The following is a 24,192-nucleotide window of genomic DNA, read 5'->3' on the forward strand; positions in this document are numbered from 1 at the left end:
GGAGTGGCGGGGAAGGGCGCCTATCGTAGCCGCTGCCGCCAGTAGGCGGTACGTTCGGCCGCGGCATCGGCCTGCAACCGCTGCGCGCTGCCCTGGCCCCATGCCGGTCCCGGCCAGGCGGCATCGCCCTCGCGGCGGCCGATCAGGTGGATGTGCAGTTGCTGCACGATGTTGCCGAGCGCGCCGATGTTGAGCTTCTGCACGCCCGGCTCGCGTTGCAGCAGGCGCGAGACCTGGTTGATCTCGGCCAGCAGCAGGCGCTGCTGGTTGCCGTCCAGGTCGATCCACTCGCGCAGGCCGGCCACGCGCGGGACGAGCAGCAGCCACGGATAGCGGGCATCGTCCAGCAGCCGCACCTGCGACAGCGGGCCGTCGGCGACGAACAGGCTGTCGGCCTCCAGCCGCCGGTCGAGCACGAAGTCGTTCATGCCAGTTCCCGGGCGAAGAACTCCAGCGTGCGTTCCAGCGCCAGCGCGGCGCTGGCGGCGTCGTAGGCCTTGGGGTCGACGTCGCGGTTGAAGGCGTGGCCGGCGGGATAGGTGTGGACCGCCATCTGCGGCAGCTTGTCGCGGTGCTGCTGCACCATCTCCGGCGGGATGGAGGTGTCGAGCTCGCCGAAGTGGAAGATCACCGGCGCCTTGAACGGCAGGTCCAGGAACGGGACGTTGCGCGCGCCGTAGTAGCTGGCCGAGGGCAGGCCCAGCCGCTGCGCCGCCAGCAGCGCCACCGTGCCGCCCCAGCAGTAGCCGACGCTGCCGACCCGGGCGACGCCGGCATCGGCCTTGAGCCGCTGCGCGGCGGCCTGGACGATGTCCACGGCCGCGTCCAGCCCGAGCTTGCCGACCAGTTCCCGGCCGCGGGCGAAGTCGGCCTGGTCGTAGGCCAGTTCCACGTTCTTCTCGACCGGGTCGAAGAACGCCGGCGCCAGCACCGCGTAGCCCTGCGCGGCATAGCGGTCGGCCACGTCGCGGATATGGGCGTTGACGCCGAAGATTTCCTGGACGACCACCAGTCCGGCGCGGGGCGCGCCTGGCGGCATCGCTTCCCACGCGGCGACCGGGCCGTGCGCGGTGTCGAGGGTGATCCACTGACCCATTGGCTTGACTCCTGTGTCGGGGCGGACGGCCATTGTGGCTGCGATCGCGGTAACGAAGGATGACGCCGTGCGCGCTTCAACGCATCGCGTAGCTGACGGAAACCACCACGAATGTTTGCCGGCCGCCGGGAAGCTGGGCCTCGACCTCGTCGTCCACGCGCTTCTTCAGCAGCGCCCGCGCCAGCGGCGAGTCGATGCTGATCCAGCCGTGGGTGGCGTCGGTCTCGTCCGGGCCGACGATGCGATAGCGCGAGATCTCGCCGCTGTCGGCGTGTTCCAGCTCGACCGTGGCGCCGAAGAACACCGCATCGGGATCGGTGGGGGCGCCGTCGACCACCCGCAGCGCCTCCAGGCGCTTGCTCAGGTAGCGCACGCGGCGGTCGATCTCGCCCAGCTGCTTCTTGCGGTAGGTGTACTCGGCGTTCTCCGAGCGGTCGCCTTCGGCGGCGGCATCGGCGAGGGCCTTGACCACCTCCGGGCGGCGCACGTGCCACAGTTCGGTCAGCTCGGCCTTGAGCCGCGCGTGGCCCTCGGGGGTGATCAGCGCGGTGCTTTTTTCTGCGGGAGGGCGCCAGCGGGACATGGGATGCAAGCGAGGTAGAGCTTTCAGGAAGTCGCGACTTTAGCGCCTTCGCATGCGCTGGAGCGATGGCGGCGGGATTGAAGCGCAATCAGATGTCGATCTCGGTTCTGAAAACGTCGATCGCCTCGCCACTTATCGTGACATGGGTGGGGACGCCCTCCGGCGAAATGTCGACCTTGACATCGACATGGCCGGTCCGGCCGATCGCTTCGCCTTGCTTGGCCTTGAAGCGGAACTGCCTGTCCTCGGTGTATTCGGCCAACCCATTGGCCACGAGGTAGGCGCCGAGCGGGCCATTCGCATTGCCGGTGACGGGATCCTCGTCGATGCCGATTGCGGGAGCGAACATCCTGCCGGTGACGAGGCTGTCCTTTTCCCCGGAGTCGAACGAGAACGCATGGAAGCCGTTGCAGGCTATCTCGCTGCTTATCTGCTTCAGCGCAGCCATGTCGGGGCGCAGGGAATCGACGGTTTGCTTGCTCCCGATTCCGATCATCACCTTCGAGTGGCCCGTCGATGCAATCTGGACGGGGCATCTGGGGTCGATGTCGTCTTGCTTCAGGCCGAGCGCTTGCAGCAGTCTGTGCGTCACGCCGGCATCGAGCGCAGGGCTGAGTGAAATCTCCCCTTGTTCCATGCTGATCCTGCAGCCGCCAGTGCCGGGGAGGATGCTGACCGCCAGGATGCCCGCGCCGGTCCTTATCCTGATCGGATTGCGGTAGCCGATTCCTTCCTTCCAGATGGCATAGCCGCTGGCGATGGTCGCATGTCCACAGACAGGCACTTCCGAGGTCGGGGTGAAGTAGCGGATGGTGGCATCGGCGGCGTCATCCGGCGTGGTGTGGATGAACGCGGTTTCCGAGTTGTTGAGTTCCCGCGCCAGATGCTGCATCTGCGCTTCGGTCATGCCTTCGGCATTGATGACCACGCCTGCCGGGTTGCCGCTGAAGCGGTGTGCCGTGAATGCGTCGATTTGATAGACGATTCTTTTCATGGTACCTCCGGTTCAGTGCTTGCGGGCTGTGGCGGGTTGCATGCGCGCAGGTGTGACGATGGCGGCGAACGCGCCGTTCAGCGCTTGCCGCCGAACAGCCCGCCGAGGATGCCGCGCACGATCTGCTGGCCGATCTTGTTGCCGACGGTGCGCGAGGTCTGCTTGGCCATCGTCTCCAGCATGCCCTGGCGGCGCCCGGTGCCGAAGATCGCGTCCTTCACCGCCTGGCCGAAGCCGTTGCCCTCGCTCTCGTCCTGCTCGCGGGTGCGGGCCTTGGGCGCGTCGACCTGGCCGGCCTGCTCGGTGGCGCGCTGGGCGAGGCGTTCGGCCGCCGACTCGCGGTTGACCGCGGTGTCGTACTTGCCGCCGACCGGGCTGCCGGCGCGCACCTGCGCGCGCTCGGCATCGGTGATGGCGCCCATGCGGCAGCGCGGCGGGGCGATCAGGGTCTGCTGCACCGGCATCGGCACGCCCTTGTCCTGCAGCGTGGACACCAGCGCCTCGCCGGTGCCGAGGCTGGAGATCGCCTTGGCCACGTCGAGCCTGGGGTTGGCGACGAAGGTCTCGGCCGCGGTCCTGACCGCCTTCTGGTCGCGCGGGGTGTAGGCGCGCAGCGCGTGCTGCACGCGGTTGCCGAGCTGGCCGAGGATGTTGGACGGCACGTCGTCGGGGAACTGCGAGCAGAAGTACACGCCCACGCCCTTGGAGCGGATCAGCCGCACCACCTGCTCGATGCGCTGCACCAGCGCCGGCGGGGCGTCGTCGAACAGCAGGTGCGCCTCGTCGAACACGAACACCAGCCTGGGCTTGTCCAGGTCGCCCACTTCCGGCAGCCGCTCGAACAGCTCCGACAGCAGCCACAGCAGGAAGGTCGAGTACAGCCGCGGCTTGAGCACCAGCTGCGCGGCGGCGAGGATGCCGATCACGCCGCGGCCGTCGTGGTTGACCCGCATGATGTCGTCCAGTTCCAGCGCAGGCTCGCCGAAGAAGCCTTCGCCGCCGTCCTGCGACAGCCGCAGCAGCGCGCGCTGGATCGCCGCCACCGACTGCGCGCTGACCAGGCCGTACTGGGTGGAGACGTCCTTGCGCTCGGCGGCCACCAGGCCCAGCAGCGCGCGCAGGTCGTCCAGGTCGAGCAGCAGCAGGCCGCGGTCGTCGGCCAGCTTGAACACGATGTCGAGCACGCCGGCCTGGGTGTCGTTGAGTTCCAGGATGCGCGCCAGCAGGGTCGGGCCCATCTCGCTGACGGTGGTGCGCACCGGGTGGCCGAGCTGGCCGTACAGGTCCCAGAACACCACCGGGCTGGCGGCCGGGGCGTAGTCGGCCACGCCGATGTCGGCGGCGCGCTGCGCGGCCTTGCCGTCGCCGGCGACCGCCAGCCCGGCCACGTCGCCCTTCACGTCGGCCATGAACACCGGTACGCCGATGCGCGAGAAGCCTTCGGCCAGGGTCATCAGGGTCACCGTCTTGCCGGTGCCGGTGGCGCCGGCCACCAGCCCGTGGCGGTTGCCGAAGCGGGGGTTGAGGACGACGGCGATGTCGTCGGTGACGCCTTTGCCGAGCAGGATCGGATCCATGGACAGACTTGATTCGCCTAGGTGGGGACGGGGGGATTCTAACGGCCACCTGTCCCGCCGCGGACGGCTTCTTGCCCGGCCATCGCTCCGGCGGCTACCCTGCCTGCCTTCGTTGTAGCCCCCGAACCGATCCCGATGCCGTCCCCGTCCCGCGTGTTCCGCGCCTGGCCCCTGCTGGCCCTCCCGGCGCTGTTGTTGGCTGTCCCCCAGGCCCAGGCGCAGCGCGTGTCCGCGCGCGACCGCGAGAAGATCGAGGCGCTCGACCAGCGCATGGCCGCCGCCGAGAAGCGCTACACCGACTCGCTGCTGCTGGTGGCCAACCGCGATCCCAAGGGCGCATCCGAGGGCGATGCCGCGCTGGAGGACATGGAGGACGTCATCGACGCCTGCATCAAGCAGCGCGGCTGCCAGGTGAGCACCATGCTGGCCGGCTACAAGCGCCTGCTCAAGGCCAATGCCGACGCCCAGGCCGAGGACGAGGGCGATGCCGGCGACGGCCTGCTCGAGGCCGACCCCGACCACGCCGCGCCGCTGGCCGCCGACGTGCCCGAGGCCGCCCGCGCGGCCGGCCTGCTCAACGACAACCGCCACGACTTCGACCGCATGGTCGAGTACAACCCGGCGGTGCAGGCCGGCATCCGCCGCTGGCTGACCGACATGCGCCCGGCGTTGCTGACCAGCTACGAGAACTACCAGAACCTGCGCGCGATCATGTGGCCGGAGTGGCAGAAGCGCGGGCTGCCCGAGGCGCTGCTGTTCGGCATCATGGCCAAGGAATCCAACGGCCGCGTCCACGCCACTTCGCGCGCCGGCGCCGCCGGACTGATGCAGTTCATGCCGGCCACCGCACGCCGCTTCGGCCTGGGCCCGGACGGCACCGGCTTCGATACCCGCTACGACGCGCGCAGCGCCGCCGAGGCCAGCGCCACCTACCTCAACGAGCGCATGGGCCAGCTCAACCGCAGCATCGAGCTGTCGCTGGCCGCCTACAACGGCGGCGAGGGCCGTGCCGGGCGCGTGTTCGCGCAGTCCGGCGGGCGCGGCTTCTGGGACGAGAGCGTTTACAGCCAGTTCCCGGGCGAGACCAAGGACTACGTGCCCATGGTGATCGCCGCGGCCTGGATCTTCCTGCACCCGCAGCAGTACGGCGTGGAGTTCCCCAAGGTCAGCGCGCAGCCGGCCACGCTCAGGCTGGCCAAGTCCACCACCATCTACGAGCTGACCATCTGCCTGGGCAGCGCCGGCACCCGCGACGGCTACATGCGCGTGCTGCGCAACCTCAACCCGCGCTACGAGGCCGACGGCTGGATCCCGGCGGGCACCACCATCAACGCCACCACCCGCATCGTCGGCCTGTACAACCGCTACTGCGTCAACGGGCCGCGTGCCGACCTGGCGCGCGCGCTGATCACCGCCGACCTGAATTCGGCGCTGGTACGCGCGCCCGATCCGGTCTACACCGGCAGCGTCTCGGTCGGCGACGCCGCGCCGATGGGCGTGCCCACCACCGTGGCCACCGGGCGCCCGGCGCCGGCCAGGCCCAAGGCCGAACAGGTGCGCAGCTACAAGGTCGCCAAGGGCGATACGCTCGGCCGCATCGCGCAGCGGTACCAGTGCGACCTCAGGCAGCTGGCGCGCGCCAATGGCCTCAAGGCCCCGGGCTACGCCCTGCGGCCCGGGCAGGCGCTCAAGCTGGCGGGCTGCGGCAAGTAGCGGGGATTGGGGATTCGGGATTGGGGATTCGTAGAAGCCGGAGCAACGCTTTTGCGAATCCCCAATCCCGCCCCCCTCAGCTCCGCCGGGCCAGCGCCTGTCCCAGTCTGACCGGGCTTTCCGGTCCCAGGCCTGCGGCCAGTTCGGCCACGCCCGGCGGCAGCAGCACGATCACGGTGGAGCCGTAGTTGAACCTCGCCATCTCGGCGAACCGCTCCAGCACGATGCCCTTGCCGCGCCAGTCCTTGCGGGTGATGGCGTCGGCATAGCGCGGGATCTCCACGCCGCTCCATACCGTCTCGACCCCGGACACCAGCATCGCCCCGACCATGACCGAGACCATCGGCCCGAAGTCGGTGTCGAAATGGCAGGCCAGCCGCTCGTTGCGCGCGAACAGCCGCGGCACGTGGCGCACCGCGCCGGGGCCGACGCTGAACAGCCGCCCGGGCACGTGCACGGTCTCGCGCAGGGTGCCGGTCCAGGGCATGTGCACGCGGTGGTAGTCCTTCGGCGACAGGTACACGGTGGCGAACAGGCCGTCGGCGAAGGGAACCGCGTCGGCGGCGTCGCCGAGCAGCTCGGCGACGGTGAACCCCTGGCCCTTGGCCTGGAAGATGCGCCCGTGCTCGATCCGGCCGAGCTGGCTGATGCGGCCGTCGGCCGGCATCAGCAGCGTCATCGGGTCCGGGTCGGGTGCGCGCGCGCCGTCCCTGAGCGCGCGGGTGAAGAACGCATTGAAGCTCGGGTAGGCGCGCGGATCGGGCTGGGCGGCCTCGTCCAGGTCCACGCCGAAGCGGCGCACGACGGTGTCGATCAGCCATTGCCTGAGCCAGGGGCGCTCGGAGTAGGCCAGCCTGCGGGCGAGGGAGGACAGCAGGCGGTGCGGCAGGGCGTAGGTCAGCGTGGTGGCCAGGCTCATGGAGCAGTGGTCTCGGTCAGCAGTTGCAGGTCGTGGGCGATCGCGGCCGGTTGCAGCGGCGGGCGGATCAGGCCGGCCTGGCGGCCTTCGGGGTCGAGCACGGCGATGGCGGCCGAGTGGTCGACGCTGTAGTCGTTCGGGTTCTGTTCGAATTGCCGGCCGGGCACCTTCTGGAACACGAAGCCCAGGGCGGTGGCGAAACGCTCCAGCGCCGGCACGTCGGCGGTGGCGGCCAGGGTGTCGCGGTGGAAGGCGCGGGCGTACTCGCCGGTGCGCGCCGGGGTGTCGCGGTCCGGATCGACCGAGACGAACAGCACCCGCGGCCGCAGCGATTCGGGGATCGACTGCCACTGCTGCTGCGCCTGCGCCAGCTCGGTCAGCGTGGTCGGGCACACGTCCGGGCACGAGACGAAGCCCAGGAACACCAGCGTCCAGTGGCCCTTGAGCTCGCCCGGCACCAGCTGGGTGCCGTCGGACTGGCGCAGGTCGAAGTCGGGCAGGGCGCGCGGCTGCGGGAACAGCGACACGGCCGCCAGTTCGGGCGTGCGGGCGTCGTGGCCCGGGGCCAGCAGCTTGCTGCCCGCATACAGGCCCAGCGCCGCGGCGAAGGCGACGACCAGCACGATGATGGTGTTGCGGTTGAACAAGGACAGTCCTCGGTTTCCGTTGCAACGGCCGCTCATGATAGCGGCCGACCTCCTATAATCGGGGGCCGATTTCCCCAAGCTTGCGCCATGACTGCCGCCGCGGCCGCCGAACTCCACACGATCATCGACCTGATCCGCTACGGCGCCAGCCGTTTCAACCACGCCGGGCTGACCTTCGGCCACAGCTACGACAACGCGCTGGACGAGGCCACCCAGCTGGTGCTGCACGCGCTGCACCTGCCGCACGACCTCGGCCCGGCCTACGGCCACGCCCGCCTGCTGGCGGACGAGCGCGAGCAGGTGCTGGCCCTGTTCCAGCGCCGCATCGACGAGCGCATCCCGGCCGCCTACCTGACCGGCGAGGCCTGGTTCGCCGGGCTGTGCTTCAAGAGCGACGCGCGCGCGCTGGTGCCGCGCTCGCCGATCGCCGAGCTGATCGAGGCCGGCTTCGAGCCGTGGCTGGCCGGGCGCCCGGTGCAGCGCGCGCTGGACTTGTGCACCGGCTCGGGCTGCATCGCCATCGCCACCGCGCACTACAACCCGGAATGGCAGGTCGACGCGGTGGACATCAGCGACGACGCCCTGGCGCTGGCGGCCGAGAACCTCGAGCGGCTGTTCGCGCACAACGTAGAGCTGGTCAAGTCCGACCTGTTCGCCGGCCTGGCCGGGCGCAGCTACGAACTGATCGTCACCAACCCGCCGTACGTCACCAACGACGAGACCGACGCGCTGCCGCAGGAGTACTCCCACGAGCCCGAGCTGGGCCTGCGTGCCGGCGACGACGGCCTGGACCTGGTGCTGAAGATCCTGCGCGACGCGCCGGCGCACCTGAGCGAGGACGGCCTGCTGATCTGCGAGGTCGGCGAGTCCGAGCGGCACCTGGTGAGGCTGCTGCCGCAGGTGGATTTCGCCTGGGTCGAGTTCAAGGTCGGGCAGATGGGCATCTTCGCGGTCGAGGCGGCCGAGCTGCGCGCCCACCACGCGCGCATCGCCGAACTGGCGGCCCTGCGCCCATGAACGGCGTCGCCGCCAGCGGGGAGGCATCGTGAGTTCGAATACCTTCGGCAAGCTGCTGTCGGTCACCACCTTCGGCGAGAGCCACGGCCCGGCCATCGGCTGCGTGCTCGACGGCTGCCCGCCCGGGCTGGAGATCGCGCCGGAGGAATTCGCCCACGACCTGGCCCGCCGCGCCACCGGCAGGAGCCGCCACACCTCGGCCCGGCGCGAGGCCGATGCGGTGGAGATCCTCTCCGGCGTCTACGAGGGCGTCACCACCGGGACCCCGATCGCGCTGCTGATCCGCAACACCGACCAGCGCAGCAAGGACTACAGCGACATCGCCCGCCAGTTCCGGCCGGGCCATGCCGACTACAGCTACTGGCAGAAGTACGGCATCCGCGACCCGCGCGGCGGCGGCCGCTCCTCGGCGCGCGAGACGACCATGCGCGTGGCCGCCGGCGTGATCGCCAAGAAGTGGCTGGCGCAGCGCTTCGGCGTCAGCGTGCGCGGCTACCTGTCGCAGCTTGGCGAGATCCGCCCGGCCGGCTTCGACTGGGACGTGGTGGAGACCAACCCGTTCTTCTGGCCGCATGCGGCGCAGGTGGCGGAGCTGGAGGCCTACATGGACGCGTTGCGCAAGTCCGGCGACTCGGTCGGCGCGCGCGTGGAAGTGGTCGCCGACGGCGTGCCGCCGGGCTGGGGCGAGCCGATCTACGGCAAGCTCGACGGCGAACTGGCGGCCGCGCTGATGAGCATCAACGCCGTGCGCGGGGTGGAGATCGGCGACGGCTTCGCCGCCGCGGCGCAGAAGGGCACCGAGCACCGCGACCTGATGACGCCGCACGGATTTCTGTCCAACCACGCCGGCGGCATCCTCGGCGGCATCTCCACCGGCCAGCGGGTCGCCGCGTCCATCGTGCTCAAGCCCACCTCCAGCCTGCGCCTGCCGGGCGCCAGCGTGGACGTGGACGGCAACGCGGTGGAAGTGGTCACCACCGGCCGCCACGATCCCTGCGTCGGCATCCGCGCCACCCCGATCGCCGAGGCGATGGTGGCGCTGGTGCTGATGGACCAGGCGCTGCGCCATCGCGCCCAGTGCGGCGACGTCGGCGACGTCGCCCCGCGCATCCCGGGACAGGCCGATGACTGAGCCGCGGCCACGGGTGTGGGTCAGCCAGCCGCTGTTCGACGACCTCGTCGCGCGGCTGGGCGAGCATTTCGACGTGGTCGCCGCCAGCGACATCACGCAGTACACGCCCGAGCAGGTGGCACACCATCTGGCACAGGTGGACGGTGCCCTGGTCTCGCTCAACGAGAAGGTCGGCGCCGCCGAGATCGCCGGCGTGCCGCGGCTGCGCGCGGTCTGCAACCTCGGCGTGGGCTACAACAACCTGGACGTCGATGCGCTGAGCCGCGCCGGCATCGTCGCCACCAACACCCCGGACGTGCTCACCGAGACCACCGCCGACCTCGGCTTCGCGCTGCTGATGGCGGCCGCGCGGCGCGTCACCGAGGCCGAGCGCTGGCTGCGCGAAGGGCATTGGGGGCCATGGTCGTTCGAGACCATGCTCGGCATGGACGTGCACGGCAGCACCCTGGGCATCCTCGGCATGGGCCGCATCGGCCAGGGCATCGCCCGCCGCGGTGCGCACGGCTTCGGCATGAAGGTGGTCTACCACAACCGCAGCCGGCTGCCGCAGGACGTGGAGCGGGACCTCGGCGCACGCTACGTCGGGTTCGATGCATTGCTGCAGCAGGCCGACCACCTGGTGCTGATGCTGCCGTACTCGCCGGACGTGCACCATCTGATCGACGCGCAGGCGCTGGCGAAGATGAAGCCCACCGCCACGCTGGTGAACATCGCCCGCGGCGGCATCGTCGACGAACTGGCGCTGGCCGATGCGCTGGCGCACGGGCGCCTGGCCGCGGCCGGGCTGGACGTGTTCGAGGGCGAGCCGCAGGTGCGCCCGGAACTGCTGGCCTTGCGCAACGTGGTGCTGACCCCGCACATCGGCAGCGCCAGCCTGACCACGCGGCGGGCGATGGTGGCGCTGGCGGTGGACAACCTGACCGCCGCGCTCGGCGCCGGCCCGCATGCCGGCGAGCCGCCGTCCGCGCTCAATGCCGAGGCGCTCAAAGCCGCCGGTTTCGCCGTGGGCGGCAAGAAAATCATCGCCGACAAACGATAGGGAGCCTCCGCGTGCGTCACGGGGAGGTTCCCCGGACCCGGCCCGCCGTTTGCCTACCCTCGTTCCCCTCTAGAGCCAGACCCACATGAACACCCAGAACCGTCGTTTCAACGTCGCCGTCGTCGGTGCCACCGGCGCCGTCGGCGAGACCATGCTCAGCATCCTGGCCGAGCGCGACTTCCCGGTCGCAACCCTCCATGCGCTCGCTTCCGAGCGCTCGGCCGGTGGCGAAGTCGCATTCAAGGACCAGCAGGTCCAGGTGCAGGACCTGGCCACCTTCGACCCGGCCGGCGTGGACATCGCGCTGTTCTCGGCCGGCGGCGGCGTCTCCAAGGAGTACGCGCCGAAGTTCGCCGCCGCCGGTGCGGTGGTGATCGACAACTCCTCGGCGTTCCGCTACGACGACGACGTGCCGCTGGTGGTGTCCGAGGTCAACCCGGAGCAGGTGGCCAACCGTCCGCGCGGCATCATCGCCAACCCCAACTGCTCGACCATGCAGATGCTGGTGGCGCTGGCGCCGCTGCATCGCGCCTACGGCATCGAGCGCATCAACGTCGCCACCTACCAATCGGTCTCCGGCGGCGGCCGTTCGGCGATGGAGGAACTGGGCCGCCAGACCGGCCAGCTGCTCAACTTCCAGGAGATCGAGCCGCAGCGCTTCCCGGTGCAGATCGCCTTCAACCTGATCCCGCACATCGACGAGTTCCTCGACAACGGCTACACCAAGGAGGAAATGAAGCTGGTGTGGGAGACCCGCAAGATCCTCGGCGACGACGCCATCCAGGTGAACCCCACCGCGGTGCGGGTGCCGGTGTTCTACGGCCATTCCGAGGCGGTGAACATCGAGACAAAGAAGAAGGTCACCCCGGCGCAGGCACGCGAACTGCTGGAGAGCGCGCCCGGCGTGGTGGTGGTGGATGCGCACGAGGCCGGCGGCTATCCCACGCCGGTGACCCATGCCTCGGGCAACGACGCGGTGTACGTCGGCCGCATCCGCGAGGACTTCTCGCATCCGCACGGCCTCAACCTGTGGATCGTCTCGGACAACATCCGCAAGGGCGCCGCGCTCAACGCGGTGCAACTGGCCGAGCTGGTGGCGCAGGAGGGCTGAGGCGGGCGCGATCCCGGGCGGCCATCGCTTCCTCGCGCGCTCGGGGGCGCACTCCTTGCCGGTGGGGCCTGCCCCCTTCGTCCTCGCGCGAGCGGGGACCCCCGCGACTTCGGCGTCCGGACCATGTATTCGCGCCGGCAATCCGGCGCGCCGGTATCAGGTGCGGACAGGGCCTGGCCCTTGCGCCCGGCCGCCAGCCCGGAGCGATGCGCAAGGATGCCGGCGGCCTGCAGCCAGTCCGGCAGCCGGCGTCGTCGCGCCGGTGCCGCGGTATTCGAAAGCGGCAACCCCGGCTATATTGCCGCCATGAAATCACGCTACAGGGGCATGGCACGCCCGTTCAAAGCCATCGCGCTGCTCGGGCTGGTCCTGGCCAGCGGCGTGGCATCGGCGCTGGGGCTGGGCGACATCCGGGTGCTGTCCAGGCCCGGGCAGCCGTTGCTCGCCGAGATCCCGGTCATCTCCAACGAACCGGGCGAACTGGACGATGTCCGCGTCGCCCTGGCCAGCGCGGAAACGTTCGCGCGGGTGGGCCTGGAGCGTCCGCAGGGGCTGGTCGACGACCTGCATTTCGCGCTGGGCCAGGACAGCCAGGGACGCGCGGTGATCCGCGTCACCAGCACGGTTCCGGTGGACGCGCCTTCGCTGAGCTTCCTGATCGAGGTCGACTGGGGCCAGGGACGGCTGGTGCGCGAGTATTCGGCGCTGGTGGATGCGCCCAACGCCGCGGTGGCCGCGGCCGCTCCGCAGCTACAGTCGCCGCGGCCCGTCCCCGCCGACGCGATCGGGCGCCCGCGGCCGCTTGCCGAGGCGGCACCCGAGGCGACGCCCGCGCCGTCCTCGTCGCCGGCGGCGTCGGCGCCTGGGCCCGTCGCGGCCGCGGCGCTGCAGACGGAGCGGCCGCAGTCCGGCGACGCCCTCGCACCGGTGCGTGCCGGCGAGACGCTGTCGCACATCGCCGCCCGGATGTCGCGCGACAGCAGCTACAGCCTCAACCAGACGATGCTGGCGTTGCTGCGGGCCAACCCGGAAGCCTTCATCGGCGGCAACGTCAATCGCCTGCGCGCCGGTGCGATCCTGCGCACGCCGGCACAGGACGAACTGGCCCGCGTGGGAGCGGCCGAAGCCACCGCGATGGTGCGCGAGCAGACCGCGCAGTGGCGCCAGGCGCGTGCCGCCATCCCGCAACCGGCCGAGGCGGGTGTCGCATCCGCGCCGGCCGCCGCAGGCAACGCGGCCAACACGCCGGCCGATGCGCGGCTGGAGATCGCACCCGCCGTGGCGGCCGATGGCGACAATGCAGCAACCACGTCCGGCACCGCAGCCGGAGGCGAGGGAGACATGGCGGCAAACGAAGAACTGCGCCAGGCGCGCGAAGACCTGGCCACCCGCGACGCGGAGCTGCAGGAGCTGCGCGCGCGCGTCGGCGAGCTGGAAAAGCTGCAGCAACAGCAGCAGGCGCTGGTGGCGATGAAGGACAGCGAGCTGGCCGCGGCGCAGAAGCGGCTGGCCGAGACCTCCGACGCATCGGCGACGCCGGCGTGGCTGTGGGGCGGCGTGGTGCTGGTGGTCGCCGGGATCGCCGCCTGGCTGCTGGCGCGGCGGCGCAAGCCTTCGCCGTTGCCGCCGCTGCCGCGCGAGTACGATGCCTCCGCGTTGGCCGCCGCGGTCCCGGCGATGGATCGTGCCGTGGATGCGCCCGAACTGCCCGCGCTGGACGAGCGCGAGGAGCAGGCGGCGGCCGACGAGGACATCGCGGCGGAGCCGGCGCCGGCGTGGATGGCGCGGGACGAGCCCTCCGTCGATACCGCCGGCCATGCCGCAGATACCACCGCGGTCGCCGATGGAAATGCGACCGGCCCGGACTGGAACCCACAGCCGGCTCCGGCCGACGCGGGCGCTTCGATCGCACCGCTGAATCCGGCACCCGCGGGCCGCGAGCGGCTGGAGCTGGCGGTGGCCTACATGGACCTGGGCGACAACGAGACCGCGCGCAGCCTGCTGCAGGAGGTGGCCGCCAGCGGCGACCCGCAGGCACGGGTCGAGGCGATCGAACTGCTCAACCGGCTCGGCTGAGCCGCAACGCCGGCGCGACGCCGCGACGCGCGCGCCGGCAGACACGATGCGGCCGCGCCGCTTCACAGGATCGGGAACAAGCATGCGCTACGCGCTGGGCGTGGAATACGACGGCAGCCCGTTCCAGGGCTGGCAGCAACTGGGCGAGAGCGGCGGCCCCAGCGTGCAGGCGGCGCTGCAGCAGGCGCTGTCGTCGGTGGCCGATGCGCCGGTGAGCGTGGTCTGCGCCGGCCGTACCGACGCCGGCGTGCACGGGCAGTGCCAGGTGGTGCATTTCGACAGCGAGGCGGCGCGCACGCCGCGCGGCTGGGTGCTGGGCACCACCGCGCGCCTGCCGCCATCGGTGTGCGTGCGCTGGTGCGTGCCGGTGGCCGACGACTTCCATGCGCGCTTCAGCGCGCGCGCGCGCCGCTACCGCTACCGCCTGCTCAATCGCCTGGTGCGGCCGGCGCTGGAGCGGCACACGCTGAGCTGGGAACGGCGCCCGCTCGATGCCGAGACGATGCATCGGGCCGCGCAGGCGCTGCTGGGCGAGAACGACTTCAGCGCGTTCCGCAGCGTACAGTGCCAGGCGCTGCACGCCCGCCGCGAGCTGCAGTCGATCTCGGTGCGGCGCGAGGGCGAGGTGGTGGAGGTGGCGGTGCAGGCCAATGCATTCCTCCATCACATGGTGCGCAATATCGTTGGCTCGCTGATCATGGTCGGCACCGGCGAACGGCCGCACGCGTGGATCGCGGAACTGCTTGCCGGCCGGGACCGTACCGTGGCCGGACCGACCGCGCCGCCGCAGGGGCTGGTGTTCGTCGGTCCGCTGTATCCACCCAACTGGCAGCTGCCTGCCGAGGTCACGCTATGAACCGTACGCTCTACCGCACCCGCATCAAGTTCTGTGGCATGACCCGCGCCGGCGACGTGCGGCTGGCCGGCGAACTGGGCGTGGATGCGGTCGGCTTCGTGTTCGCCGCCGGCAGCCCGCGGCGGCTGGCCCCGGCCGAGGCGCGGGCGATGCGCCAGGCGATCGCGCCGATGGTGGACGTGGTGGCGCTGTTCCGCGACAACTCCCGCGAGGAGGTGCGCGAGGTGCTGCGCGCGGTGCGCCCGACCCTGCTGCAGTTCCACGGCGAGGAGGAAGATGCCTTCTGCCGCAGCTTCAACCTGCCGTACCTGAAGGCGGTGCCGATGGGCGGGCGCGAGGAGATCAACGCGCGCACGCTGCAACTGCAGTATCCCAACGCCGCCGGCTTCCTGTTCGACAGCCACGCGCCGGGCGAGGGCGGCGGCACCGGCCAGGCCTTCGACTGGTCGCGCCTGCCGACCGGCCTGCACCGGCCGTTCCTGCTGGCCGGCGGGATCAAGGCCGAGAACGTGTTCGACGCGATCATCGCCACCCTGCCGTGGGGCGTGGACGTGTCCAGCGGCATCGAGGCCGAGCCGGGCATCAAGGACGGCAACAAGATGCGCCGCTTCGTCGAGGAAGTGCGGCGCGCCGATTGCCACGAACTTTCCTAGGGTCACGCGCATGCCGTAGCCAGGACCCGTAGGAGCGACTTCAGTCGCGATGGGGCTTTCCCGGCAGAGCCCCATCGCGACTGAAGTCGCTCCTACAGCGCTCCAGATGGGGCCGCCTGCAGCTCGCTGCGCAGCCAGGCGGCCAGCCGTTCCGTCCTGGGATCGGCAACCCGCGCGGGCGTTGCCAGGATCCAGTGGCCGCCGGTGTCGATGAAGCCCCATGGCGCCACCAGCCGCCCGGCGGCCAGGTCGCCGGCCACCAGCTGCTGCGGGGCGATGGCGACGCCGAGGCCGGCGTTGGCCGCTTCCAGCAGGTAGTACAGGTGGTCGAAGCTGGCCGCGACGTCGGCCGTCGCCAGGTCCACGCCCATGCGCTGCGACCATTGCGGCCACGCCTGCGGCCGCGACGCCACCTGCAGCAGCGGCAGCTCCAGCAATGCCTGCGGGGCGGTGCCGGCCAGGCCCGCCGCCAGCGGATGACCCGCCGCCAGCACCGGGCCGATGCGCTCGCCGGCCAGTTCGTGCACGCGCCATGCCCCGGGCCAGGGCGGGGCGGCCAGCAGCAGCGCGGCGTCGAGCCCGGCCAGCGCCGCGTCGGGCATGCCCTCCTGCGCGGCCAGGTGCAGTTGCAGTCCCGGCAGCTGGCGTTCCAGGTCCGCCATCCGCGGGATCATCCAGCGCGCCAGCACGCTGCCCGAGCAGCCCAGCACCAGCGGTGCCCCGGTGCCCTCGCGCTGCAGCGCCTGCCAGCCTTCGCGCAGCTGGGCGAAGGCGTCGCCGGCGACATGGCGCAGGCGTTCGCCGGCGTCGGTCAGCGCCACGCCGCGCCCCTGCCGCAGCAGCAGCGCCCGGCCCAGCGACTGTTCCAGCGTGCGCAGATGGCGGCTGATGGCGCCGTGGGTGACGTGCAGCTCGGCCGCGGCGCGGGTGAGACTGCCGAGCCGGGCGACGGCCTCGAAGGCGCGCAGGGCGTTGAGCGGGGGCAGGGCGGCCATGTGTGAGATTAAGTCACGTGTCGGCGAACGATTGTCGATTATGCACCGCCTGCGGGTGCGTTAAAATGTCGCCATTTCGCCGCTACCGGCGAACCCGATGGAAGCCCAGGCCATGAACGCCCCCAAGATCAGTGACTTTTATGCCTATCCGGACGCCTCCGGCCACTTCGGCCGCTACGGCGGCCGCTTCGTCGCCGAGACGCTGATCGGCCCGTTGCAGGAACTGGCCGCCGCCTACGACACGGCGCGCGCCGATCCCGCCTTCATCGCCGCCTACGACAAGGACCTCAAGCACTACGTCGGCCGGCCCAGCCCGATCTACCACGCCGAGCGGCTGAGCCGGGAAGTGGGCGGGGCGCAGATCCTGCTCAAGCGCGAGGACCTCAACCACACCGGCGCGCACAAGATCAACAACACCATCGGCCAGGCGCTGCTGGCCAGCCGCATGGGCAAGACCCGCATCATCGCCGAGACCGGCGCCGGCCAGCACGGCGTGGCCTCGGCCACCGTGGCCGCGCGGCTGGGCTTGGAATGCGTGGTCTACATGGGCGCCACCGACATCGAGCGGCAGAAGATCAACGTCTACCGGATGAAGCTGCTCGGCGCCCGGGTGGTGCCGGTGACCAGCGGCTCGGCCACGCTGAAGGACGCGCTCAACGAGGCCATGCGCGACTGGGTGACCAATGTCGCCGACACCTTCTACATCATCGGCACCGTCGCCGGCCCCGACCCGTATCCGCGCATGGTGCGCGACTTCAACGCCATCGTCGGCCGCGAGGCGCGGGTGCAGATGCTGGAGGACTACGGCCGCCTGCCCGACGCCCTCACCGCCTGCGTCGGCGGCGGCAGCAACGCCATCGGCCTGTTCCACGCCTTCCTCAACGATCCCGGTGTGGCGATCTACGGCGCCGAGGCCGCCGGCGACGGCATCGCCACCGGGCGCCATGCCGCCTCGATCGCCGCCGGCCGTCCGGGCGTGCTGCACGGCAACCGCACCTACGTGATCTGCGACGACGACGGCCAGATCACCGAGACCCACTCGGTCTCGGCCGGCCTGGACTATCCCGGCGTCGGCCCCGAGCATGCGTTCCTGGCCGATGCCGGCCGCGCCACCTACGTGGGCATCACCGACGACGAGGCGCTGGCCGCCTTCCACGTGCTGGCGCAGACCGAGGGCATCCTTGCCGCGCTCGAGTCCAGCCACGCGGTGGCGCAGGCGATCAAGCTGGCGCGCGAGCTGCCGAAGGACAAGCTGGTGCTGTGCAACCTGTCCGGCCGCGGCGACAAGGACGTGCATACGATCGCCGCGCGCGAGGGCGTGCAGGTCTGAGCCGCACGCTCGCAGCCGGCCGGCGCGTGCCGGCCATTCGATTTCCACTGCCGGATTCCATGCCATGGGCCGTATCGACGACACCTTCCACCGCCTGCGGGCTTCCTCGCGCAAGGCGCTGATCCCCTTCATCACCGCCGGCGATCCCTCGCTGGAGGCCACCGTGCCGGCGATGCACGCGCTGGTCGAGGCCGGTGCCGACATCATCGAGCTGGGCGTGCCGTTCTCCGACCCGATGGCCGACGGCCCGACCATCCAGCGCAGTTCCGAGCGCGCGCTGGCCCGCGGCGCGGGGCTGGCCTACGTGCTGGAGGCAGTGCACGAGTTCCGTCGCGACGACGCCGCCACCCCGGTGGTGCTGATGGGCTATCTCAACCCGATCGAGATCCACGGCGTGGCCCGTTTCGCCGAGCAGGCGGTGGCCGCCGGCGTCGATGGCGTGCTGCTGGTCGACCTGCCGCCGGAAGAGGCCGGCGAGACCCGCGCCATCTTCGATCGCGCCGGGCTGGCACTGATCGTGCTGGCCGCGCCGACCACCACCGACGCGCGCCTGCCGCTGCTGTGCGACGACGCCCGCGGCTACCTGTACTACGTCAGCTTCGCCGGCGTCACCGGCGCCGACCGCCTCGACACCGGCGCCGCCGGCGAGCGCCTGCGCCAGCTGCGGCGGCAGTCGAAGGTGCCGGTGGTGGCCGGCTTCGGCATCAAGGACGCCGCCAGTGCCGCCGCCATGGCCGTCGATGCCGATGGCGTGGTGGTCGGCAGCGCGCTGGTCGCCGCGCTGGCGGGGGCCGACGACACCCGCGCCGTCCGCGAGCGTGCGAAGGCGTTCCTGGCGCCGCTGCGCACGGCCCTGGATGCCGCCTGAGCCGGCTCCCTGGGTCCGCCTGCGCGCGCTGGCGAGCAGGCGGGACTGGGATCTTGCCGAGGCATTGCGCCTGCCCGACGCACAGCGGGAGTTCACCGCGGCGCCGTCGCGGTGGCGCGGGGCAGGGGCCGGCCTGGTGCCCTGCCTGGTCGAACACGGGGACGAGGTGGTGGGGTTCCTCGTGCTCGACCGGAGCTACCACCTGTCCCATTCCTTCGCCGCGCCCGGCGAATTGGGCGTGCGCGGCCTGCTGATCGACGCGGCCCGGCAGCGCCGCGGCCTTGGCGTGGCCGCCGCGCGTGCCCTGCCCGGGCCATTGCTGGAGGAGGGCTGGCGCGGGCTGTGCCTGACCGTGAACCGCCGCAACCCCGGCGCCTATCGCTGCTACCTGGCCGCGGGCTTCGCCGATGCCGGCGAACTCTACCTGGGCGGCCCGGCCGGCCCGCAACACGTGCTGCGCAAGCCGCTGGCCGGGGCAGGCGGGGCTGGGTGACGCCGGGCAGCGCCGTTGCGCCCCGCCGCAGTTCGGAACCATGCCTCGGACTCCGCGCGTCGGCCGCATGGGGCCGGCCGACGCGGCCGGAACGGCCCCGCCGCCGCTGGCCGGGGCTGCGGCGACCCGCCGCGCCGCGATGCACTATCGCGGTTTCGCTAGAATGCTTGCCTTTGCGGCCCCCGGGCCGCGCGAACGGAACTGCATCCCGCATGAGCTGGCTCAGCAAATTGATGCCGTCGGGCATTCGCACCGACCATACCCCTACCCGCAAGCGCAACGTCCCCGAGGGGCTGTGGGAGAAGTGCAGCAACTGTGGTGCCGCGCTGTACCGCCCCGAGCTGGAGGAGAACCTGGAGGTGTGCCCCAAGTGCGGCCACCACATGGCCATCCGCGCCCGCGCCCGGCTGGCGGCGCTGTTCGATCCCGGCAGCACCTCCGAGATCGCCGCCAACCTCGGTCCGGTGGACGTGCTCAAGTTCAAGGACCAGAAGAAGTACGGCGACCGCATCAAGGCCAGCCAGAAGGCCACCGGCGAGTACGACGCGCTGGTGGCCATGCGCGGGCTGCTCAAGGGCCAGCCGCTGGTCGCCGCCTCGTTCGACTTCGCCTTCATGGGCGGCTCGATGGGCTCGGTGGTGGGCGAGCGCTTCGCCCGCGCGGCCGAGCTGGCGCTGGAGATCGGCAGCCCGTTCGTGTGCTTCTCCTCCAGCGGCGGCGCGCGCATGCAGGAAGGGCTGTTCTCGCTGATGCAGATGGCCAAGACCTCGGCCGCGCTCGGGCGCATGCGCGAGGCCGGGCTGCCGTACATCTCGGTGCTGACCCATCCGACCACCGGCGGCGTGTCGGCCAGCTTCGCCATGCTCGGCGACATCAACATCGCCGAGCCGCACGCGCTGATCGGCTTCGCCGGCCCGCGGGTGATCGAGCAGACCGTGCGCGAGAAGCTGCCGGAAGGGTTCCAGCGCTCGGAGTTCCTGCTCGAGCACGGCGCCATCGACCAGATCTGCGACCGTCGCGAGCTGCGCGACCGCCTGGCCGACCTGCTGGCGATGATGATGCGCCAGGCGAAACCGGCCGCGACCGCCGCCGCGGCCGACGCGGCATGAGCGAGCGCAGGTACTTCGGCACCGACGGCATCCGTGGCCGCGTCGGGCAGGGGGTGATATCGGCCGACTTCGTGCTCAAGCTCGGCAACGCGCTGGGGCGGACCCTGGCCCGCGGCGGCCACCGCCCGGTGGTGGTGATCGGCAAGGACACGCGCATCTCCGGCTACATGTTCGAGTCCGCGCTGGAGGCCGGCCTGGTCGCCGCCGGCGCCGACGTGCAACTGCTGGGGCCGATGCCCACGCCCGCGGTGGCGTTCCTGACCCGCACGCTGGGCGCCGATGCCGGCATCGTCATCAGCGCCTCGCACAACCCGCACTACGACAACGGCATCAAGTTCTTCTCCGCCCACGGCGAGAAGCTCGACGACGCCACCGAGGCCGCCATCGAGGCCGCCATCGACGAGCCGTTCGCCACGGTCGAATCGGAGCGGCTCGGCAAGGCCGTGCGTGCCCGCGACGCGGTCGGCCGCTACATCGAGTTCTGCAAGGCCAGCGTGCCGCGCGGCTTCGACCTGCGCGGGCTGAAGGTGGTGCTCGACTGCGCGCATGGCGCCACCTACCACATCGCGCCGCTGCTGTTCCGCGAGCTGGGGGCCGAGGTGGTCGCCATCGGCGCCGCCCCGGACGGGCTCAACATCAACGATGGCGTCGGCTCGATGCACATCGACAACCTCGCCGCCAAGGTGCGCCAGGCCGGGGCCGACCTGGGCATCGCCTTCGACGGCGACGGCGACCGCGTGCTGATGGCCGACGACCAGGGCGCGCCGGTGGACGGCGACGACCTGCTGTACGTGCTGGCGCGCGACTGGAAGGCCCGCGGGCGGCTGCAGGGCGCGGTGGTCGGCACGCTGATGACCAACTACGGCCTGGAGCAGGCCCTGGCGGCGCTGGAGATCCCGTTCCTGCGCGTCAAGGTGGGCGACCGCTACGTGCACCAGGCGCTGGTCGAAGGCCGGGGCGTGCTCGGCGGCGAGACCTCCGGGCACATCCTGTGCCTGGACCGCGCCACCACCGGCGATGCCATCGTCAGCGCGCTGCAGGTGCTGGAGGCGCTCAGGCATGAGGGCAGGACCCTGCGGCAGGCCCTGGCCGGCCTGGCCAAGGTGCCGCAGAAGACCCTGAACCTGCGCCTGGACAGGAACGCCAGGGCGGTGCTGGAGGACGCCGGCGTGCAGCGGGCGCTGCAGCAGGCGCAGGCGGCGGTCGCCGGCCGCGGCCGCGCGTTCCTGCGTCCCTCCGGCACCGAGCCGGTGGTGCGGGTGACGGTGGAGGCCGACGACGAGGCGCTGCTGCAATCCACCCTCGATGCCCTGGCCGGAGCCGTGCGCGCCGTCGCCTGAGGGCCGGCCGCCATCCGCCGGGCTGCCGATGGGCGAGGCCCCGCAGGAGCGACTTCAGTCGCGATGGGGCCTTGCCGGCAAGGCCCCATCGCGACTGAAGTCGCTGCTACGGCAAGGCGTGAACGGCTTCCGGCGGGCGGGGCGGTTGCGGCCCGCCCGCCGTGGCGCACTGCGTCTCGTCGGGTCGCAGGCGCCTGTGGGAGAATGCGCGCCCTCGTCCCTACCGTTTCCCGCAGGAGCTTGCCGGTGAGCCGCATCCCCACCCTCGATATCGCCCGCTTCATCGATCCGGCCAGTGACAGCGATCGCGACGCCTTCGTCGCCGAACTCGGGGCGGCCTACCGCGAATGGGGCTTCGCCGGCATCCGCAACCACGGCATCCCGCAGGCGCGCATCGACGCCGCCTACGACGCGTTCAAGGCCTTCTTCGCACTGCCGGAGGAGGTCAAGCGCAAGTACCACGTCCCCGGCGGCGGCGGCGCGCGCGGCTACACCGCCTTCGGCGTGGAGACCGCCAAGGACTCCAAGCACTTCGATCTCAAGGAGTTCTGGCACATCGGCCGCGAGATCGCCGACGACAGTGAGTACCGCGGGGTGATGCCGCCGAACCTGTGGCCGGAGGAAGTGCCGGCGTTCCGCGAGCACGGCTACGGCCTGTACCAGGCGCTGGACCAGCTCGGCTCCAGCGTGCTGGCGGCGCTGGCCCTGCACATCGGCCTGCCGGAGCACTGGTTCGCCGACAAGACCGACAGCGGCAACTCGATCCTGCGCCCGATCCACTACCCGCCGATCACCGCCGACGACATCCCCAACGTGCGCGCCGGCGCGCACGAGGACATCAACCTGATCACCCTGCTGGTCGGCGCCAGCGCAGCCGGCCTGGAAGTGCGCTCGCACGAGGGCGAGTGGGTGCCGTTCACCGCCGACGCCGACACCATCGTGGTCAACATCGGCGACATGCTGCAGCGCCTGACCAACCACGTGTATCCCTCGACCACCCATCGCGTGGTCAACCCTCCGGGGGAGCAGGCGCGCCAGCCGCGCTACTCGGTGCCGTTCTTCCTGCACCCGAACCCGGACTTCCTGATCGACGTGCTGCCTTCGTGCGTGAGCGCGGACAACCCCAGCCGCTATCCCGAGCCGATCACCGCGCACGGCTACCTGGAACAGCGCCTGCGCGAGATCAAGCTGAAGTAGCCGCCAGTCGCCGCGTGCTCCGGCGAGGTCGTCCCGCGGCCGGGAACGGCGTGCGCAATCGATCGGTTATCCTTGCAACCTTTGTCCTGGAGGGGTGTCCATGCGTCGCAGAATCGTCGCCGGCAACTGGAAGCTGCACGGCAGCCGTGATTTCGCCACCGCGCTGGTCAGGCAGGTGGCCGACGGGCTGCCGCTGGCGGGCGTGGAGGTGGTGGTGCTGCCGCCGATGCCCTACCTGGGCGATCTGGTCGAGGATTTCGAGGGCGTGCCGATCGCCTTCGGCAGCCAGGACATCAGCAGCAACGAGAAGGGCGCCTACACCGGCGAGGTGTCGGCGACGATGGTGGCCGACGTCGGCGCCCGCTACGCCCTGGTCGGCCACTCCGAGCGCCGCGAGTACCACCAGGAAAGCAGCGAACTGGTCGCCCGCAAGTTCGCCGCGGCGGTGCATGCCGGTTTGCGGCCGATTCTCTGCGTGGGTGAGACGCTGCAGCAGCGCGAGGCCGGGCAGACGCAGAGCGTGATCGCCGGGCAACTGAAGCCGGTGCTGGACCTGGTCGGCCCCGGCGAGTGGGAAGAGGCCGTGGTGGCCTACGAGCCGGTATGGGCCATCGGCACCGGGCTGACGGCCGCGCCGGCCCAGGCGCAGGCGGTCCATGCATTCATCCGTGGCGAAGTGCGCGCACGCGATGCTAGAATCGCCGATTCGCTGCCGATCCTTTATGGCGGAAGCGTCAAGCCCGACAACGCCGCGGAACTGTTCTCGCAGCCGGATGTCGATGGAGGGCTGGTGGGCGGCGCCTCGCTGGTGGCCGCCGATTTCCTGGCCATCGCGCGTGCGGCGGCCAGCCGCTAACCCAAACAGTTAATGTCCGGGGACGGATAAGCAATGTTGATGACCATCCTCAATGTGATCTATGTGCTCGTCGCCATCGCGATGATCGCGTTGATCCTGATGCAGCGCGGCGCCGGCGCGGCCGCCGGTTCCGGCTTCGGCGCCGGTGCCTCCGGCACCGTGTTCGGCTCCCGCGGCGCTTCGAACTTCCTCTCCAAGTCCACCAAGTGGCTGGCGGTGGTGTTCTTCGGCATCAGCCTGTTCATGGCCTGGTACGCCACCCACAGCGCCCGTCCCACGACGCAGGCCGACCTCGGCGTGATGTCGCTGCCCGCCGCGCCGGTCCCGGCCGCGCCGGCCGGCGAGCTGCCGCAGGCTCCGGCCGCGGACGCTTCGCAGATTCCCAGTGCGCCCGCGCAGGCCGCACCGCCGCAAGAAAAGTCTCCCGAGGCATCGCAGAAAGACTGAAGGCGGTTACAATACGCCGCGCACTGGAATGCCGGTGCGCGACGCAAGCCCAGGTGGCGGAATTGGTAGACGCACTACCTTGAGGTGGTAGCGACTTAGGTCGTAGGGGTTCGAGTCCCCTCTTGGGCACCATTGCTAGGCTGC

24 protein-coding genes and 1 tRNA gene are annotated in these 24,192 nt (G+C 71.1%); 17 read left to right on the forward strand and 8 right to left on the reverse strand.

What is annotated here, in order from left to right:
- Positions 1-20 precede the first annotated feature (20 nt).
- The 5 genes from LRX76_RS09505 to LRX76_RS09525 form a co-directional block, all read right to left on the reverse strand.
- Entirely contained in the window at positions 21-428 is a 408-nt protein-coding gene (locus tag LRX76_RS09505; RefSeq protein WP_231804467.1) for an HIT family protein, read from the reverse strand.
- Positions 425-1,096, reverse strand: coding sequence for a dienelactone hydrolase family protein (locus LRX76_RS09510; protein ID WP_231804469.1), 672 nt, complete (start codon positions 1,094-1,096; stop codon positions 425-427). The genes LRX76_RS09505 and LRX76_RS09510 overlap by 4 nt, the downstream gene beginning before the upstream one ends.
- A 76-nt stretch (positions 1,097-1,172) precedes the next feature.
- Positions 1,173-1,679 (reverse strand): transcription elongation factor GreB, encoded by a 507-nt coding sequence (greB, locus tag LRX76_RS09515; RefSeq protein ID WP_231804471.1) that lies wholly within the window; start codon positions 1,677-1,679, stop codon positions 1,173-1,175.
- Between the two features lie 88 nt (positions 1,680-1,767).
- Complete coding sequence (locus tag LRX76_RS09520) at positions 1,768-2,673, reverse strand: PhzF family isomerase (RefSeq protein WP_231804473.1); 906 nt, start codon at positions 2,671-2,673, stop codon at positions 1,768-1,770.
- Positions 2,674-2,750: 77 nt separating this feature from the next.
- Positions 2,751-4,250 carry a helicase HerA-like domain-containing protein gene (locus tag LRX76_RS09525; RefSeq protein ID WP_231804475.1) on the reverse strand — a complete coding sequence of 500 codons (1,500 nt, stop codon included), beginning with the start codon at positions 4,248-4,250 and terminating at the stop codon, positions 2,751-2,753.
- Between the two features lie 135 nt (positions 4,251-4,385).
- Between LRX76_RS09525 and LRX76_RS09530 the strand changes: the two genes are divergently transcribed.
- A complete protein-coding gene (locus tag LRX76_RS09530; protein WP_231804477.1) occupies positions 4,386-5,963 on the forward strand; it encodes a transglycosylase SLT domain-containing protein in 1,578 nt (525 codons plus the stop codon).
- A 76-nt stretch (positions 5,964-6,039) separates the two neighbouring features.
- On the opposite strand, the gene asd is transcribed toward LRX76_RS09530, so the two are convergent.
- A complete protein-coding gene (gene asd, locus LRX76_RS09535) occupies positions 6,040-6,882 on the reverse strand; it encodes an archaetidylserine decarboxylase (RefSeq protein ID WP_231804479.1) in 843 nt (280 codons plus the stop codon).
- Positions 6,879-7,529: an SCO family protein gene (locus LRX76_RS09540; RefSeq protein WP_231804481.1), complete on the reverse strand. Its 651-nt coding sequence runs from the start codon at positions 7,527-7,529 to the stop codon at positions 6,879-6,881. The genes asd and LRX76_RS09540 overlap by 4 nt, the downstream gene beginning before the upstream one ends.
- An 87-nt stretch (positions 7,530-7,616) precedes the next feature.
- Here LRX76_RS09540 and prmB point away from each other — a divergent pair, with 87 nt between their 5' ends.
- The 7 genes from prmB (at position 7,617) to LRX76_RS09575 (ending at position 15,413) form a co-directional block, all read left to right on the forward strand.
- A complete protein-coding gene (gene prmB / locus LRX76_RS09545) occupies positions 7,617-8,546 on the forward strand; it encodes a 50S ribosomal protein L3 N(5)-glutamine methyltransferase (RefSeq protein ID WP_231804483.1) in 930 nt (309 codons plus the stop codon).
- Positions 8,547-8,574: 28 nt separating this feature from the next.
- Positions 8,575-9,678 carry a chorismate synthase gene (gene aroC, locus LRX76_RS09550; protein WP_231804485.1) on the forward strand — a complete coding sequence of 368 codons (1,104 nt, stop codon included), beginning with the start codon at positions 8,575-8,577 and terminating at the stop codon, positions 9,676-9,678.
- Positions 9,671-10,717, forward strand: coding sequence for a D-glycerate dehydrogenase (locus LRX76_RS09555; RefSeq protein WP_231804487.1), 1,047 nt, complete (start codon positions 9,671-9,673; stop codon positions 10,715-10,717). Before aroC ends, LRX76_RS09555 begins: the two co-directional genes overlap by 8 nt.
- Positions 10,718-10,802: 85 nt before the next feature.
- A complete protein-coding gene (locus LRX76_RS09560) occupies positions 10,803-11,828 on the forward strand; it encodes an aspartate-semialdehyde dehydrogenase (RefSeq protein WP_231804502.1) in 1,026 nt (341 codons plus the stop codon).
- 306 nt (positions 11,829-12,134) lie between these two features.
- Positions 12,135-13,904: a FimV/HubP family polar landmark protein gene (locus LRX76_RS09565; protein WP_231804504.1), complete on the forward strand. Its 1,770-nt coding sequence runs from the start codon at positions 12,135-12,137 to the stop codon at positions 13,902-13,904.
- 82 nt (positions 13,905-13,986) lie between these two features.
- A complete protein-coding gene (truA, locus tag LRX76_RS09570) occupies positions 13,987-14,760 on the forward strand; it encodes a tRNA pseudouridine(38-40) synthase TruA (RefSeq protein WP_231804507.1) in 774 nt (257 codons plus the stop codon).
- Positions 14,757-15,413, forward strand: a complete 657-nt coding sequence (locus LRX76_RS09575; RefSeq protein ID WP_231804509.1) for a phosphoribosylanthranilate isomerase — start codon at positions 14,757-14,759, stop codon at positions 15,411-15,413. Before truA ends, LRX76_RS09575 begins: the two co-directional genes overlap by 4 nt.
- Positions 15,414-15,505: 92 nt before the next feature.
- Here LRX76_RS09575 and LRX76_RS09580 read toward each other — a convergent pair whose 3' ends face one another.
- Complete coding sequence (locus LRX76_RS09580) at positions 15,506-16,408, reverse strand: LysR family transcriptional regulator (RefSeq protein ID WP_231804511.1); 903 nt, start codon at positions 16,406-16,408, stop codon at positions 15,506-15,508.
- Positions 16,409-16,520: 112 nt separating this feature from the next.
- On the opposite strand from LRX76_RS09580, the gene trpB reads away from it, so the two are divergent.
- From trpB to LRX76_RS09625, 9 genes are all read left to right on the forward strand, one after another.
- The gene (gene trpB, locus LRX76_RS09585) at positions 16,521-17,738 is read left to right on the forward strand and encodes a tryptophan synthase subunit beta (protein WP_231804513.1); all 1,218 of its coding nucleotides are present in this window, start codon (positions 16,521-16,523) and stop codon (positions 17,736-17,738) included.
- A gap of 64 nt (positions 17,739-17,802) precedes the next feature.
- Positions 17,803-18,606, forward strand: coding sequence for a tryptophan synthase subunit alpha (trpA, locus tag LRX76_RS09590; protein WP_231804515.1), 804 nt, complete (start codon positions 17,803-17,805; stop codon positions 18,604-18,606).
- The gene (locus LRX76_RS09595; RefSeq protein WP_269450810.1) at positions 18,596-19,099 is read left to right on the forward strand and encodes a GNAT family N-acetyltransferase; all 504 of its coding nucleotides are present in this window, start codon (positions 18,596-18,598) and stop codon (positions 19,097-19,099) included. The genes trpA and LRX76_RS09595 overlap by 11 nt, the downstream gene beginning before the upstream one ends.
- A gap of 212 nt (positions 19,100-19,311) precedes the next feature.
- Positions 19,312-20,208, forward strand: a complete 897-nt coding sequence (accD, locus tag LRX76_RS09600) for an acetyl-CoA carboxylase, carboxyltransferase subunit beta (protein WP_231804519.1) — start codon at positions 19,312-19,314, stop codon at positions 20,206-20,208.
- Positions 20,205-21,548: a phosphoglucosamine mutase gene (glmM, locus tag LRX76_RS09605; protein WP_231804521.1), complete on the forward strand. Its 1,344-nt coding sequence runs from the start codon at positions 20,205-20,207 to the stop codon at positions 21,546-21,548. Before accD ends, glmM begins: the two co-directional genes overlap by 4 nt.
- Before the next feature lie 204 nt (positions 21,549-21,752).
- Entirely contained in the window at positions 21,753-22,745 is a 993-nt protein-coding gene (locus tag LRX76_RS09610; protein WP_231804523.1) for a 2-oxoglutarate and iron-dependent oxygenase domain-containing protein, read from the forward strand.
- Positions 22,746-22,845: 100 nt separating this feature from the next.
- Complete coding sequence (gene tpiA, locus LRX76_RS09615) at positions 22,846-23,601, forward strand: triose-phosphate isomerase (protein ID WP_231804525.1); 756 nt, start codon at positions 22,846-22,848, stop codon at positions 23,599-23,601.
- Positions 23,602-23,634: 33 nt separating this feature from the next.
- Positions 23,635-24,048: a preprotein translocase subunit SecG gene (gene secG / locus LRX76_RS09620; protein WP_231804527.1), complete on the forward strand. Its 414-nt coding sequence runs from the start codon at positions 23,635-23,637 to the stop codon at positions 24,046-24,048.
- 47 nt (positions 24,049-24,095) lie between these two features.
- Positions 24,096-24,180: transfer RNA gene (locus tag LRX76_RS09625), tRNA-Leu, on the forward strand.
- The last annotated feature ends 12 nt before the right edge of the window (positions 24,181-24,192 follow it).

It is taken from the genome of Stenotrophomonas sp. MMGLT7, assembly GCF_021168555.1.
In the GTDB taxonomy this organism is placed as follows: domain Bacteria; phylum Pseudomonadota; class Gammaproteobacteria; order Xanthomonadales; family Xanthomonadaceae; genus MMGLT7.